This is a genomic window from Nocardiopsis changdeensis, assembly GCF_018316655.1.
In the GTDB taxonomy this organism is placed as follows: Bacteria; Actinomycetota; Actinomycetes; order Streptosporangiales; family Streptosporangiaceae; genus Nocardiopsis; species Nocardiopsis changdeensis.
In genome coordinates this window covers 2,896,451-2,910,906 of sequence record NZ_CP074133.1, presented here as the reverse complement: position 1 = coordinate 2,910,906, position 14,456 = coordinate 2,896,451, and the positions used below count along the sequence as shown (strand labels likewise).

Here is a 14,456-nt window from a genome sequence, read left to right as displayed (position 1 = left end):
TCTCGTTTCTGTTCGGAGCCGTGGCGGTCACGGCCCAGGGGGGAGTCGGTCCGCCCCCGTGTCGGGAGCGGGGGGAGCGGGGTGTCCCCGGAGGGCGATCGCACCGGAGGGGCACAGGTCGACCGCGTCCAGGGCGCGGGCCCGGGAGTCCTCCGGGACGTCGGCGGCGAGGAGGACCACCAGGCCGTCGTCGTCCTGGTCGAAGAGTTCGGGGGCGGCGCGCACGCACTGCCCGGCGCCCGCGCACACGTCCGCGTCGGCGGCCAGGCGCAGTCCGGGGGCGGGGTTCACCACGACACCGGCACCTCGTCCAGGCCGAAGATCGCCGAGGTCGAGCGCAGCGGCAGGTCCTCCAGGGGCACCGCGAGGCGCAGGCCGGGGGCCTTCTCGAAGAGGACGCGCAGGGCGACCTCGATCTCCAGGCGCCCCAGGTTCTGGCCGACGCACTGGTGGGCTCCGTAGCCGAAGGCGACGTGGTTGCGCTGGGCCCGGGTGATGTCCAGGCGCCCGGGGTCGGGGAAGGCCCGCGGGTCGTGGTCGGCCGCCGCCAGCAGGGCGATGAAGCCGTCCCCGGCGGGGATGGTCGCCCCCTCCAGGGGGATGTCCCCGGTGGCGACCCGCAGGGTGATGACGTCGGCCACCGACAGGTGGCGCAGCAGCTCGTCCACGGCGCCGGGCCACAGCGAGGGGTCCTCGCGCAGCAGGTCCAGCTGGTCGGGGTGGCGCAGCAGGTCGAGCGCGGCCAGGGGGATCATGTTGCGGGAGGTCTCGTGCCCGGCGTTGAGGGTGATGCCGATCTGGGACAGCAGCGAGGTCCGGGTGATCTCGCCCCGGGCCAGGGGGCCGTTGACGAGGCGGCTGATGAGGTCGTCGCCGGGCTCCTGCGCCTTCTCGTCGATGAGCCTGTCGATGAGCCCGAACAGGTCGGACAGGGCCGCGCCCACCTCTTCGGCCGTGCTGGTGCGGGCCCCCGAGACCGAGGTGATGCGGCGGAAGAACTCCAGGTCCTCCATGGGGACGCCGAGCAGGCGGCAGATGACGGTGGTGGAGACCCGGTTGGCGTACTCGCCGACCAGGTCGGCGGGGGCGGGCAGGGAGAGCAGGCGGTCGGCCTGTTCCCGGCAGATCGCCTCGACGGCCGGGCGCATGGCGCGGACGCGCTTGACGGTGAACTCGCCGACGAGCATGCGGCGGATCCGCGTGTGCTCGGGCGGGTCCATGCGGATGAAGGGCCGCAGTTCCGCGGCCACGGCCTGTTCGCCGTCCCCGAGGGCGGGGAACGCCGGGTGGCGGGCGTCGGAGCCGGCCGCCGGGTGGGACAGCGCGGTGCGCACGTCCTGGAAGCCGGTGACGAGCCAGACCTCCTTGCCGCTGGGGATGACGGCCTTGGTGAGGCCGCCCTTCTCGCGCATGGGCGCGTACCCGTCGGGCGGGGAGAAGGGGCAGGAGCGGGCGAGGGGGAAGGCGGCGGGCGCGCCGTCCGCGGTCGTGTCCGGGGCGTCGGGGGCGTCGGGAACGGGCGAGGTCATGGGCTCGGTCCTCCAGGGGAGTGGGAGAGGGTCGGGGTCAGGCGCGGTCGGCGGTGATCCGCCATCCGCGGGCCCGTTCGCGGGCCCGGATGTAGGCGGCGTGGCGGCCGTCCAGGGCGAGGAGTTCGTCGGGGGACCCCTGTTCCGCGACGCGTCCGCCGTCGAGGAAGACGATGTGGTCGGCGGCCGCCACCGTGGCGGGGCGGTGGGCGATCACCAGGACGGTGCGCCCCTCCCCCGCAAGTTCGACGGCGGTCCGGGTGAGCAGCGCCTCGTTCTCGGCGTCCAGCGCCGCCGACGCCTCGTCCAGGACCACGATCGGCGCGTCCTTGAGCAGGGCGCGGGCGATCGAGACCCGCTGGCGCTGGCCGCCCGACAGGGAGGCGCCGCCCTCCCCCACCGGGGTGTTCCAGCCGTCGGGGAGTTCGGCGACGACCCGGTCCAGGCCGGAGCGGGCCGCGACGCGTTCGAGGTCCCCGTCGGTGGCACCGGGGTCGGCGACGCGCACGTTGTCGGCGATGGTGGCGTCGAACAGGTACACGTCCTGGAAGACCACGGCCACCCGCCGGGACAGCTCCTCGCCGCCGATGTCGCGGACGTCGGCCCCGCCCACGCGCACCCGGCCCGCGTCGACGTCGTGGAAGCGGGCCAGCAGCCGGGCGGCGGTGCTCTTGCCCCCGCCGGAGGGGCCCACGAGCGCGGTCAGGGAGCCGGGTCCGGCCCGGAAGGACACCCCGTCCAGGACCTTCTCCCCGCCGGGGGTGTAGGAGAAGCGGACGTCGTCGAACTCGACCAGGGACCCCTGCGGGGCGACGGGCGCCTCGGGCTCGGGCAGGGGGCGGGCGTCCAGTACGGCGTTGATCCGGGCCAGCCCGTTGACCGCCATCCGCAGCGAGGCCCCGTGCTCGGCGGCCGCCGACAGCGGGTGGACGAACCTGACGACCAGCACGGTCAGCGCGACCGCCGTGGCGGCGGACAGGTCGCCGCCGAGCACCCGGTACACCACCAGGGCCAGGACCAGGGTCAGGGCCAGGCGCACCGCGAACGCGTAGGCGACCAGGGCCGGGACCGCTTTGAAGAGCAGTGTGCGGGCGGTGGCGTGCTCGGCCTCCAGGGCCCGGTCCAGGCCCGCCCGGCCCTGCTCCGTGCGGCCGAAGGCGCGCAGCACCGGCTGGGACCGGGCGTACTCCACCACCCGGTCGGCGGCCTCGTCGGCCGCGGCGTCCCGGGCGGCGTCGCCGCGCCCCACGGCGTCCGAGGTCAGGGTGAAGACCATCCACAGGACCACCAGGCACGCGGCGCAGGCCAGGCCCAGCCGCCAGTCGAAGAGGGCCAGGGCCGCGACCGCCACCACGGGGGTGACGACGGCGTCGGCGAGCGGGGGGTAGGTGTGGACGGGCAGGTTCGTGGTCCGCGAGACGCCGTCGGTGGCGATGCGGTTGAGCTCCCCGCGCCGGGCCCCGGTGAACCATCCCAGGGGCAGCCGGACCACGTGGTCGCCGAGCCGGTGGTGCAGGGCGCGGGAGATGGTGCTCCCCACCCGGAAGTTCACGTAGAGGCCGGCCGACCGCAGCACCGCGTACACGGCGGTGACCGCGGCGAGGACGAGGGCCCAGGGCGCGGCCGCGGACGGGTCGGGCCCGAGCAGGCGTTGCAGGACGGGGACCAGGAGCGCGAACACCACGCCCTGGAGGGCGGACACGCCTGTGGTGAGCGCGAGGGCCGCCGCCATGGGGCGGGCGTGCCCGGGGCCCATGGCCCTGAGGAGGTCGCGGATCACTGTTCTTCTCCCTGTTCGCCGCCGTCGTTCTGTGCGCTCCACAGGGCCGCGTAGCGTTCCCTGCGGGCGAGGAGCCCGTCGTGGGTGCCCGACTCGACGATCCGGCCGGATTCCATGACGGCGATGCGGTCGGCCCCGGCGACGGTGGCCAGCCGGTGGGCGATGACCAGGACGGTGCGGCCCCGGGCGAGTTCCCCGAGGGCGTCCTGGATGTCGGCCTCGGCGACGGGGTCCACCGCGGCGGTGGCCTCGTCCAGGACCAGGACGGCGGGGTCGGCCAGGATCAGCCGGGCGATGGACACCCGTTGCGCCTCTCCGCCGGAGAGTTCGGCGTCCTCCCCCACCACGGAGTCGTAGCCGCGGGGCAGCCGTTCGATGCGGTCGGCGATCCGGGCCGCCCGGGCGGCGGCCTCGACGTCGGCACGGGAGGCGCCGGGCCGGCCCAGGGCGATGTTGTCGGCCACGGACTCGCGCAGCAGGCGGACCTCCTGGAAGACGAACCCGACGTTGCGGTACAGCTCCTCGGAGGGCAGGTCGCGCAGGTCGACCCCGCCGAGGGAGACCGATCCGGCGGTGGGGTCGTGGAACCGGGCCGGGAGGGTGGCCAGGGTGGTCTTGCCCGCCCCGGAGGGTCCGACCAGCGCCGTGACCGTGCCGGGCTCCAGCACCAGGTCGACGCCGCGCAGCACTTCCTCGGCCTCGCGGCCGTCCTGGGCCGGGTAGGCGAAGCGCACGCCGTCGAAGACCACGCGGGCGTCGCGCGGAACACCGCCCTCCCCCTCGGGGAGCGGGGGGACCGCCAGCAGCCCGGCGACCCGGGCCGCCGCGGCGGCCGCGCCCTGGATCTGCTGGACCCGGGACCCGATGACGTTCATGGGGGCGCACAGTGCCGGGGCGATGAGCGCGAAGGCGACCACGGACACCGGGTCGCTCCACCCCGCGGCGGTGAACGCGGTCCCGGCCAGGACGGTGGCCACGGTGACCATGGGCGCCGACAGCAGCAGGAACGACGCGACCGTGACGGGGGTGGTGGCGCGCGACCAGGAGGCGAAGAAGTCGGCGTAGGCGTCGGCCGCGCGCAGGAAGCGCTCGTGCGCCCGGCGGTGGCCGCCGAAGTGCTTGACCACCTGGATGCCCTCGACGAACTCCACCGCGGCGGCGTTGATGTCGCCCATCGCGCGCGCGGCCTCGGCCAGTTTGGCGGTCCCGCCGGCCATGGCCCGGGCGAACAGGAGGATCCCCGCGGCGATCAGGGCGACGGCCACCAGGCCGAGCCGCCAGTCGACGAGGAGCAGGTAGGCGAGGGCGGCCACCGGTACCGCGACGACCGCGGCCAGGTCGGGCAGGGTGTGGGCGACCAGGGAGTGGACCTCGGCGATGTCGTCGTGCAGGGCCTTCTTGACCCGGCCGGACCCGCGTCCGGAGAACCACCCCAGGGGCACCCGGGACAGGTGGGCGGCCAGGGAGCGCCGGACCGCCAGCTGCATGTCGTTGTCGGCGAGGTGCCCCACCAGGGCGGAGGCGGCGCCGGCCAGCAGGGACGCGACGGCTCCGGCCAGGGCCAGGCCGATCTGGGTCCACAGGCGGCCGGGGTCGGCCGGCCCGGCCTCCAGCAGGGCCCGGGCGATCTCGACGATGCAGACGAGGGGCACCAGGCCGAGTGCGCCCGCCGCCCCCTGGAGGGCGGCCGCAGTGGCGACCCGGCCGCGGACCGGTCCCAGGAGGACCGTGAGCGGGGAGGGGGGCCGCGCTTCGGGGCCGGCCTCCGGCGGGGCGGGCGGCACGGCGGCGGTGCCGGTGGCGGTGTCGTCGACGGTCACTTGACCAGCACCCCGATCTCCGGTGTGGCCTCGCGCCCGGTCTGCGCGAGGCGTTTGACGGCCAGCCCGGACTCCTCCGCCAGGCGGTCGACGCCGAAGGTCTCCCAGTCGTACTCGTCGGCGACCGTGCGGACCTGCTCGCCGCCGCGGAAGACCCGCCATTCGGTGCGCCAGCGCATGACGCCGTCGCCGGCGGGCTCGCCCGAGATCCACCACTCGTAGACCTGCTCGCCGACGGCCTCCCGGCACATGCGCACGAACGGGATGGACCGGGGGGTGTCCACCCCCATGAGCTCCACGACGATCGGCGCGCCCGGGGGCAGGCGGTCGGCCAGGCGCTTCCACAGGGCGATCCGCTCGGGCCGGGGGATGTGCCCGGCCACCCCGAAGATCACCACCGCGGAGAGGGAGTCGGGCAGCGGCAGCTCCTGGGCCGGTTCGGGGAGCACGGTGACGCGCCCGCGCAGGGCGGGGTCGGAGAACACCCGGCTGGTCAGGACGGCGCGCATGACCGGCGAGGGCTCCGCCGAGAGGATCCGGGCGGAGGGCAGGATCCCGGCGATGGTCGCGGTCACCAGGCCGGTGCCGGCCCCGATGTCCAGGACCGGGCCGTGGCCGGTGTCCAGACCGGTCAGCGCGGCGCGCAGGGCGGGCGCGCTGGAGACCAGGTGCCGGTGGCCGACGAGGTCGAAGAACTCGGCCGCCGGTGAGTAGTAGTCGATGGCCGTCACAGGTGCGTCCTCCAGGGTGGATAGGGGAAAAGGGGTCAGGGGGTGCTGGGCCAGGGCGAGGCGGCGGCGGCCAGTGCCGGGTCCAGCCGGCGCAGCAGCGCGGACAGGACGGCCCGCCGCTGCGGCACCAGGTAGAAGTGGTCGCCCGGGAACACCTGCACGTCGACGCGGCCGGTGGTGGTCGCCGACCACCGCCCGGCGTTGGACGTGTCGACCTCGGGGTCGGCGTCCCCCAGGAACACGCTCACGGGGCAGTCCAGGACGGGCCCGGGGAAGGGCCGGTAGCGCTCGACGAGCCGGTAGTCGGCGCGGATGTAGCCCAGTACGGCCTCGCGCAGCCCGGGGTCGGCCAGGACCTCCTCCTCGGTGCCGCCCAGGCGGAGCAGCTCCGCAACGAGGGCGTCGTCGTCACCCTCGTGGACCCGGCCGGCCGGCGCGTCCGCCGGGGCCCTGCGGCCCGAGGCGAAGAGGCGCTCGGGGGCGGGGGCGCCCGAGCCGCGCAGGGCGCGGGCCAGCTCGTAGGCGACCGCCGATCCCATGCTGTGCCCGAACAGGGCGTAGGGGCGGTCCAGGAGGGGGGCGAGCTCACCGGCGACCGCGGCGACGAGCTCGGCCATGTCCTGTGCCGGGGGCTCCCCGAAGCGGTCCTCCCGGCCGGGGTACTGCACGCAGAGCAGGTCGACGCCGTCGGGCAGCAGGGGCGCCCAGGCACGGTAGGCGCCCGCCCCTCCCCCGGCGTGGGGCAGGCAGACCAGGCGCAGTCCCGCCCCCGGACGGGGACGGGGGCGGCGGAGCCAGGATCCGGGTGCGGTGGCGGTCATGGGGCTCCCATCGGGGCGGTGCGGTCCAAGTCGGCGGCCCTCCAGGGGACGGGGGCGGCGGGCCGGATGATGTCGGGGCGGCCGAGGCGGCCGGTGACCTCGTGCCACAGGCGGCACACGGACAGGTCGAACTGGCCGCGCGGCAGGGGGTCGGCGCCCGTCCGCACGTCGGCGGCGAAGTCGGCCATCGCGCGGGCGAGCGTCCGGGGCCACACGCGGGCGAAGACCTCGCGGTGGGAGGGCGGCAGCGTTCCCTCCAGCACGGTGACCGCGGGCTCGTCCAGGTGGTCCGTCCCGGGGCCGGTCGAGCGCAGCCGCCCGTGGCCGTCCCGGGGCGCGTGCAGCCGCGGGTGCCACAGCACCGGCCCGTGGGTGTCGGCCAGGGCCAGCACCCCGCCCTCCGCGGCCAGGGACAGCCGGTGCCAGAGCAGGGCGTGGTTGTCCCCGTCGGAGGGGTCGATCTGGTTCTGGACGCGCAGCGTGACCGGGACCCCGGCGACCGTCGCCTGCACCACGCGGTAGGGCGGGGGCGTCGCGGCCGGGTGCGCGGTCCCGGGGTCCAGCGGGTCGGTGACCGCCCAGGGGCGCAGCCCGCCCAGGGCGCGTCCCAGGACGTCCAGCAGGGGGTAGAGCACCTGGAGCGCGGAGGTGGCGTCCACGGCCAGGACGGGGCCCCGGCGGCGCATCTCCGCCGCCGCGTCCAGGAACCGCCCGACGGCCGGGACGTGCCGGTAGAAGGGGTCGAGGTGGTAGACCAGGCCCGCGCCGCGCGCCGCCCGCAGCAGCCCGGCCAGCTCGTCGTGGTGGACCGGGTGCTCCTGGAGGACGTGGACGCCCCGGGCGAGCAGGCCGTGGGCGATCTCCGCGCCGGGGCCGCCCGAGACCGCCGACCCCACGGCCACGCAGGCCGCGTCGACGTCCCCGGGCAGATCCTCGACGGAGGTGTACAGGGGCAGCCCCTGCTCGCGGGCGTAGGCCCGGGAGAAGTCCCCGCCCCTGGCCAGGATCCCGACCGGGGCGAAGTCCTCCGGGAGCAGGCGCAGGGCCTCCAGGTAGAAGCGCCCGAACCCCGTCCCGCAGACGACGGTGCGCAGCGGCCCGCCGTTCACAGTGCGCCCTCCTCGACGGCGGCGCCGCCGGGGCCGGGCGCGCCCTCGTACTCCCGGAGGGTCCCGGTCCGCGGGTCGGCGAAGAGCGCCGCGACCGCGGGCTCGGGGTCCAGCACGTCGGCCGCGTGGTGGACCCCGCGGGGCACCCGCCCCTCCAGGACCTCCAGCGCCGTCCAGGCGCCGACGTGCCCGGTGGTGCGGTAGCCGTCCGCGGTGCGCAGCACGAGGGTGGTGTCCCGGCCCCGGCCGTCGCTCAGCTCCAGGACGAGGAGGTGGAACGGTTCGCGCCCGGCCAGGTCCAGGTCCGCGGCCCGGCGCAGGCCGGCCGCGGCCGCGGCCGGGTCGGCGGGCGGGCGCCCGGCGAACGCCGACAGCAGGGCGCGTGTGCGCCCGCCGAGGTGGACGTTGGACCACTCCGCCTCGCGCAGCCCCAGGTCGCGGGCGAGCCTGCGCACCTCCTCGGTGAGGAACGGCTGCACGAACCCGGGGAGGGGGAAGTGCGGGGCCCGCACGCCGTCGGCGGCGCGCAGGGCGCGGGGCACGACCTCCCCGCCGCGCCAGGCCGCCAGCGGCGTCCCGAACACGGCGGCGGGGTCCGCCGCTCCGGGCAGCGACAGCAGCAGGTCGCCCGCGGCGGCCTCGGTGCACCGCTCCAGGCCCCCCGCGTGGGCCCGCAGCCGGGTCAGCCCGTGCCGGGCCGCCGCCAGGCGGGGCAGCAGGGCCGACAGGCCCGGCAGCAGGCCCGCCGACACCACGGCCGTGCGCCCCTCCAGCAGGGGGTTCCCGGTCAGGGAGGCGACCACGGGCTCGTCGCCGGTGACGTCCACGTAGTCCGCTCCGGCGGCCAGGGCCGCGAGCGCGACCCTGTCGACCAGGGCGTAGGAGGGGCCCGCGCAGTTGAGCACCACGGCGCACCCCTCGCAGAACCCCGCGAGGGAGGAGGGGTCGTGCACGTCGACGGGGACGGCCTCGGCCCCCCTGCCCAGTTCGCCGGCCAGGGCGTCGAGCGGCCCGGGGCGGCGCCCGCCCAGCCGCAGGCGGGTGTGCCCCAGGGCGCGCAGGAACCGGGCGGCGGGGGCGCCGACGGCGCCCGAGGCCCCCACCACCCCGATCAGGGACTCCTCCGTCACCGGATCACGTCCCCGCCGGTGATCGCGTCCAGGTGCTTGAGGATGCCGGGCGCGTAGGGCACCGACAGCATGCCGAAGTGGTCGCCGGGGACGTCCACGATCGACAGGTCGCCCAGGACCAGCCGCTCCCAGTAGGCGGTGACGCTCTCCTTGTTACCGGGGAAGGGGTAGGCGCCGCCGTGCCGGACGAAGGTGACGTCGCCCGCGTAGGGCTGCGGCTCGTAGCGCGAGATGGAGAACACGCTCTGGCGGAAGACGCGGAACATCTCGTCCAGCGCCTCGGGTTCGTAGGTGCCCGCCGAGGGCGGCACGGCCGCGCACATGCGCGCCACGCGGACCTCGCGGGGCACCTCGGCCAGGGCGCGGAAGCACGCGGCGACGTCGGCGTACTCCCCCTCCAGCCGGCCGATGGCCCCGTCGGGGAGCAGCCCGGGGGTGGCCTCCAGCAGCAGGTCGGAGGCGGCCGACACCCGGTCCTCGTCGGCGGGGAACCCCACGGAGACCGGGTCGATGCCCATCATGACGGCGAAGGCGTACTCGGAGATGAGCTCGTCGTCGAGCCGGAACGGCGGGCGGTGCGTGCTGATCGCGGTGAGCGAGGCGACCTCGGCCCCGGCCTCGGTGAGGGTGCGGGCGACCTCGGTGGCGATGAGCCCGCCCAGGCAGTAGCCCACGACGTGGAAGCGGTCGCCGCCGCGCTCCAGCAGCGCCCGGGCGTAGTCGGCGGCCCACTTCTCGATGACCTCTGCCGGGTCGGCCGCCAGGAAGGCGGGCACGTCGGGCAGTTCCAGGCCGACCAGCGTGCCCCGCCCGGCGGCACGGCGGCGGATCTCTGTGATGAGGGCCCGGTAGGGGATGATGGTGCCCGTCCCGGCGTGGACGAGCGCGGTGACCGTACCGCCGCCCGGGCCGTTGAGGGGCACGTACGGGTCGGCGGTGCCCGCGGTGGCGGCGTCCCTCTGCCCGGAGAGGTCGCGCAGGTAGGAGGCCAGGCCCGCGACGGTCGGCGTGCGCAGCATGTGGCGCAGCACGACCTCCCACTCGATGTCCTCCCCGGTGCCGGGCAGGGCCTCGCCCAGGCGTCCCACCATGCGGGCGACCAGCAGGGAGTCGCCGCCCAGGTCGAAGAAGTCGTCGGTGCGGCCCACCCGGGGGCGCTCCAGGAGTTCGGCCCACAGTGCGGCCAGGGCGCGCTCCAGGTCGTCGGCGGGTTCGGCGGACCGAGTCTCCACCGTCGCCGCGCCCTCCTCCCGGGGCAGGTCGCGGGCCAGGGCGGCGCGGTCGACCTTGCCGTTGCCGGTCAGCGGCAGCGAGTCCAGGACCCGCCACCGGGCGGGCACCATGTAGTCCGGCAGGCGGGCGGCGGTGTGGCGGGTCAGCCCGTCCGGGCCGACCGGGAGCCGGTCCGTCTTGAGCCGGGTGAGGTACAGGGTCTGCCCGGTCCCGGAGAGCGGGTCGGCGGCGTCGGGCAGCACGAGCGGGGCCGCCGCCCCGGCGCGCTCCAGCGTGTCCGCCCACTGGGCGCGGTCCAGGAAGGTCCGGTCGTCGTCGGTGCGGGCGTCGCGGTGGCCGCCGCCCAAGCCCTCCATGAACTCCATGGAGACCAGCAGGGCCGGGTCGCGTTCGAGGGTGGTCTCGATGAAGAGCAGGTGGCCGCCGGGGACGAGCACCTCCCCCAGGCGGGCCAGCGCGGTGTCGGCGCTGACGGCGTTGTGCAGGACGTTGGCCGCCACGACCACGTCGAAGGAGTTGGGCTCCTGTCCCTGGGACCGGGGGTCGCGGTCGAGGTCGAACAGGCCGAAGGACACCCAGGGGAAGTCGGCGAACCTCTCCCTGGCCTCGGTGAGGAAGAACGGCGACAGGTCCGTGAACCGGTAGTCGACGGCGTACCCGGCCAGGGCGTGGACGACGGCCTCGGTGGTGCCGCCCACGCCGGCGCCGACCTCCAGGACCCGCAGGGGCGTGTCGCCGGTGCGGCGGCGGGCGATCTCGGCGAGCGCCGCGGCGGCGGAGGCGTTGAGGTGGCGGACGGCGAGGTTGTCGCGGTAGGCGGCGCCGGCGGTGTCCAGCGCGGCGCCGGGGAAGAGCAGGGTGCGCACGTCCAGGTCGCCGCGCAGGAGTTCGGGCAGCCGCTCGGAGCAGGTCCGCATGTAGTCCAGGACCTCGGTGCCGTAGTCGACCTTCGCCTCCAGCGCGGCCAGCTCCGCCCAGCCCCGGGCGTGCTCCTCGCGGGTGACCGGGGCCGGGTCGCGGAAGGCGTCGCCGTCGCGGGTGAGGCGACCGGCGTCGGCGAGCGCCTCCAGCCAGCGGCGGACCAGCCGGTGGTGCCTGCGGTCCGCTCTCAGCGCGTCGGCGGCCTCTGCCGCGGTGTGCGCCGTGTCCCGGAACAGGCCCGACTCCGTCAGGGTGAGGGCGATCGCCTCCAGGGCCGTGGTGCGCATCCGCTCCAGGAAGGCGTCGAGGTCGGCGCGGTCCAGTCCGGCGGTGGCCCCGTCGGCCGCGGCGCGGGCGGCGTCGGCGACGGCGCCCTCCACGGCGGCGTGCGGACCGGTCCCGCGCACGGCCGTCTCGACGAAGCCGGCCAGGCGCCGGTCGCGGGGGTCCCCCACGGCCAGGACGGCCGCGGAGGCCACGGCCGGATGGGAGAGCACCGCCGCCTCGATCTCGGCGAGTTCGACGCGGTGGCCGCGGATCTTGACCTGGTCGTCCTCGCGGCCGAGGAACTCGATGTCGCCGCCGGGCCGGTACCGGCCCAGGTCGCCGGTGCGGTACAGCCGCTCGCCGGTGCGGGGGTGGGCGACGAAGCGCTCGGCGGTGCGGGCCTCATCGTTCAGGTAGCCCGCGGCGACGCCGGCGCCGCCGATGTACAGCTCCCCGGCGACCCAGTCGGGCCGGTCGCGCATGCGGTCGTCGAGCACGTGGAAGGTCTGGTTGGTGAGGGGGCGGCCGTAGGGGATGCTCGGCCAGGACGGGTCCGCCTCGCCGATGCGGTGGTGGATGGACCAGATGGAGCCCTCGGTGGCCCCGCCGAAGCCGTACAGCTCGGTGCCGGGCAGGTGGGCGCGGACCCGCTCGGGCAGGGTGAGGGGGATCCAGTCGCCGGAGAGCAGGGCGACCCGCAGTGTCGTGGGCGCCCTGTCGGGAGCGGTGGCCAGGTAGTCGGCGAGCATGCCCATCTGCGCGGGCACGGAGTTCCACAGGGTGACCCCGTGCTCGCGGGCCAGCTCGGCCCAGTGCGAGGGGTCGCCCCGCCGGTCGGCGTCGGGGAGCACGATCGCCCCGCCCCGGCCCAGGGGGCCGAAGAGGTCGTAGACGGACAGGTCGAACCCCAGGGCCGCCAGGCCCAGCACGCGGTCGCCGGGACCCACGGAGAAGCGGCGGTCGACGTCCTCGACGGTGTTGAGGGCGGCGCGGTGCGCGATGACCACGCCCTTGGGGGTGCCGGTGGAGCCGGAGGTGTAGATGACGTAGGCCGGGTCGTCCGGGGAGACCGGCCGCTCGGGGAGGGAGGTCGGGGCGGTGCCCTCGGGGGCGGTGTCGACCTCGATGACGGCCGTGTCGGCGTCCCAGTCGCCGACGGCGGCCAGCCAGGACTGGGTGAGGACGTGCCGGACCCCGGCGTCGCCCAGGATGGCGCGGCGGCGCGCGGCGGGCTGGGTGGTGTCGACCGGGACGTAGACCGTTCCGGCCAGCAGCGCGGCGTAGACGGCGACCACCTGCTCGGGGCCCTTGTCCATGACGACGGCCACGCGGTCGCCCGGCCGGGCCCCGGCCTCGCGCAGCAGGGCCGCCGTGCCGGCGGCGCGCCGCCACAGCTCCCCGTGCGAGAGGGCGCCTGCGCTGTGCAGCACGGCCGGGGTGTCGGGGGCCTCCAGCGCGCGGGCCAGGGCGTTCTCGTGGAGCAGCGCGTCGGGCAGCGGCCCCTCGGTGGAGTTGGCCCGGGTGCGCGTGAACACCTGCTCGGCGGGCAGCGGGACGGGGGCCTCCTCGTCCCAGGCGGCGTCGGAGGCCGCCAGGCGGAGCAGCAGGTCGTGGTAGGCGCGGAAGGCGTCCTCCGCGACGCCCTCGCAGAGCACGCCCTCGCGGACGTCCCAGCGCAGTGCCAGGGCGTCGCCGTTCAGGGAGACCTGGCAGTCCACCCACACCTGGGGGGTCTGGGACAGCCCGTACACCTCGCGGGCGGCCCAGGCGCCGGGGTCGGGCTCCCCGTCGTCGGCGCCCAGCGCTCCGGTGAAGACCACCGGCATCAGCACGGCCGTCTCGTCCCGGCGCCGGGACAGCTCGGCCAGCAGCTCGTTGCCCGAGTACAGGCCGTGGTCCAGGTCCTCGATGAGCCGGGTCTGGCGGGCGGCCGCGCGCTCGGCGAAGGTGGCGCCGTCGTCGGCCCGCACCGCCAGCAGGGTCAGCGAGGTGAAGTCGCCGACGACGCGGTCCAGGTCCGGGTGGGTCGCCGGGCGCCGGGGCACGGGCAGGTTGAGGGTGAAGTCGGGGCGGCGCGACCACAGGCCGACGACCTCGGCGTAGGCGGCCAGGGCGACGGAGGAGGGGGTCAGGCCCCGGCCCGCGGCACGGGTGCGCAGCGCCTCCCACACCTGCGGTTCCAGGCGGGCGGACAGCCGGGTGAACCGCGCCGAGGCGTCGGCGGCGTGGTCGGCCAGGGGGAGTTCGGGCGCCGGGGGAAGCGCGTCCGCGCGCTCCGTCCAGTAGGCGCGGTCCCGGTGGTACCCGGCGCCGTCGCGCAGCGCCCGCTGGGCCAGGACGTGGTCGCGGAAGGTCACCCGCGGCGCGGGGAGGGCGAGGGAGGGGTCCTCGTAGAGCGCGCGCAGCTCCTCCAGGAGCAGGCGGACGCTCGTGTGGTCGGCGGCGAGCAGGTCGACGGACAGGTGCAGGACCGCCCGGCCGGAACCGCGGGTCAGGTGCAGGCGCACCAGCGGCCAGGACGAGGGGTCGGGGACCAGGTCGCGCAGCCGTTCCCGGGCCCGTTCGGCGTGGGGGCGGGGGTCGGCCGCTCCGACGTCGGTGACGGTGAGGGACTCGCCGGGGGCCTCGGGCAGGACCTCCTGGTGGCCCTCGGGGGAGACCACGGCGCGCAGCATGTCGTGCCGGTCCACCAGGGCGTTCCACGCGGTGCGCAGGCGGTCCGGGTCCAGGTCGTCGAACTCCAGCTCGGCGTAGGCGTGGCAGGCGACCCCGCCGTAGTCGTAGGCCGACCCCCGGCCGACCAGGTAGGCGCCCTGCACGTCGGTCAGGGGGAAGGGCTCGTGCCGGGAGGCGGGGTCGGGGACCAGGGCCGGCGCGGCCGGCTCCTCCAGCAGGGCCAGGACCGCGTCGCGGTGCTCCCGCAGGAGCGCGCGCCGCTCGTCGGTGAGGGTGCCCGAGGGGGCGCGGAAGTGGACGCGTCCGGCGTCGGCCCACAGGTGGACGCCGTCCGCCCGGAGTTCGTCGAGCAGGGCGCGCGGGTCGTCGGGGCCGGCGGGGGTGGGCTGCACGGTGTTCTCTCCTCAGGGGTCCGGGGACGCGGTCCCCGGTCGGGTGG

General features: G+C 76.4%; 9 protein-coding genes. All 9 read right to left on the bottom strand.

What is annotated here, in order from left to right; all coding sequences use genetic code 11:
- Window positions 1-27: 27 nt before the first annotated feature.
- From KGD84_RS13030 to KGD84_RS12990, 9 genes are read right to left on the bottom strand one after another with little or no spacing between them, the layout of a single operon-like run.
- The gene (locus tag KGD84_RS13030; protein WP_338151211.1) at window positions 28-294 is read right to left on the bottom strand and encodes a ferredoxin; all 267 of its coding nucleotides are present in this window, start codon (window positions 292-294) and stop codon (window positions 28-30) included.
- Window positions 288-1,529 carry a cytochrome P450 gene (locus KGD84_RS13025; protein ID WP_220560575.1) on the bottom strand — a complete coding sequence of 414 codons (1,242 nt, stop codon included), beginning with the start codon at window positions 1,527-1,529 and terminating at the stop codon, window positions 288-290. The genes KGD84_RS13030 and KGD84_RS13025 overlap by 7 nt, the downstream gene beginning before the upstream one ends.
- A gap of 37 nt (window positions 1,530-1,566) precedes the next feature.
- Complete coding sequence (locus KGD84_RS13020; RefSeq protein WP_220560574.1) at window positions 1,567-3,309, bottom strand: ABC transporter ATP-binding protein; 1,743 nt, start codon at window positions 3,307-3,309, stop codon at window positions 1,567-1,569.
- A complete protein-coding gene (locus tag KGD84_RS13015; RefSeq protein WP_370634486.1) occupies window positions 3,306-5,129 on the bottom strand; it encodes an ABC transporter ATP-binding protein in 1,824 nt (607 codons plus the stop codon). The genes KGD84_RS13020 and KGD84_RS13015 overlap by 4 nt, the downstream gene beginning before the upstream one ends.
- Window positions 5,126-5,860, bottom strand: a complete 735-nt coding sequence (locus KGD84_RS13010; RefSeq protein ID WP_255646505.1) for a class I SAM-dependent methyltransferase — start codon at window positions 5,858-5,860, stop codon at window positions 5,126-5,128. The genes KGD84_RS13015 and KGD84_RS13010 overlap by 4 nt, the downstream gene beginning before the upstream one ends.
- Window positions 5,861-5,895: 35 nt before the next feature.
- The gene (locus KGD84_RS13005) at window positions 5,896-6,681 is read right to left on the bottom strand and encodes a thioesterase II family protein (RefSeq protein ID WP_220560573.1); all 786 of its coding nucleotides are present in this window, start codon (window positions 6,679-6,681) and stop codon (window positions 5,896-5,898) included.
- Window positions 6,678-7,790 carry a Gfo/Idh/MocA family oxidoreductase gene (locus tag KGD84_RS13000; RefSeq protein WP_220560572.1) on the bottom strand — a complete coding sequence of 371 codons (1,113 nt, stop codon included), beginning with the start codon at window positions 7,788-7,790 and terminating at the stop codon, window positions 6,678-6,680. Before KGD84_RS13000 ends, KGD84_RS13005 begins: the two co-directional genes overlap by 4 nt.
- Window positions 7,787-8,920 carry a saccharopine dehydrogenase NADP-binding domain-containing protein gene (locus tag KGD84_RS12995; RefSeq protein WP_220560571.1) on the bottom strand — a complete coding sequence of 378 codons (1,134 nt, stop codon included), beginning with the start codon at window positions 8,918-8,920 and terminating at the stop codon, window positions 7,787-7,789. Before KGD84_RS12995 ends, KGD84_RS13000 begins: the two co-directional genes overlap by 4 nt.
- On the bottom strand, window positions 8,917-14,409 hold the full coding sequence (locus tag KGD84_RS12990; RefSeq protein ID WP_220560570.1) for a non-ribosomal peptide synthetase: 5,493 nt from the start codon (window positions 14,407-14,409) through the stop codon (window positions 8,917-8,919). The genes KGD84_RS12995 and KGD84_RS12990 overlap by 4 nt, the downstream gene beginning before the upstream one ends.
- Window positions 14,410-14,456 lie beyond the last annotated feature (47 nt).

Bases quoted from the DNA above. Each gene is read 5' to 3' on its own strand.
- KGD84_RS13025 (WP_220560575.1), bottom strand. From the start codon at position 1,529: ATGACCTCGCCCGTTCCCGACGCCCCCGACGCCCCGGACACGACCGCG.
- KGD84_RS13005 (WP_220560573.1), bottom strand. From the start codon at position 6,681: ATGACCGCCACCGCACCCGGATCCTGGCTCCGCCGCCCCCGTCCCCGT.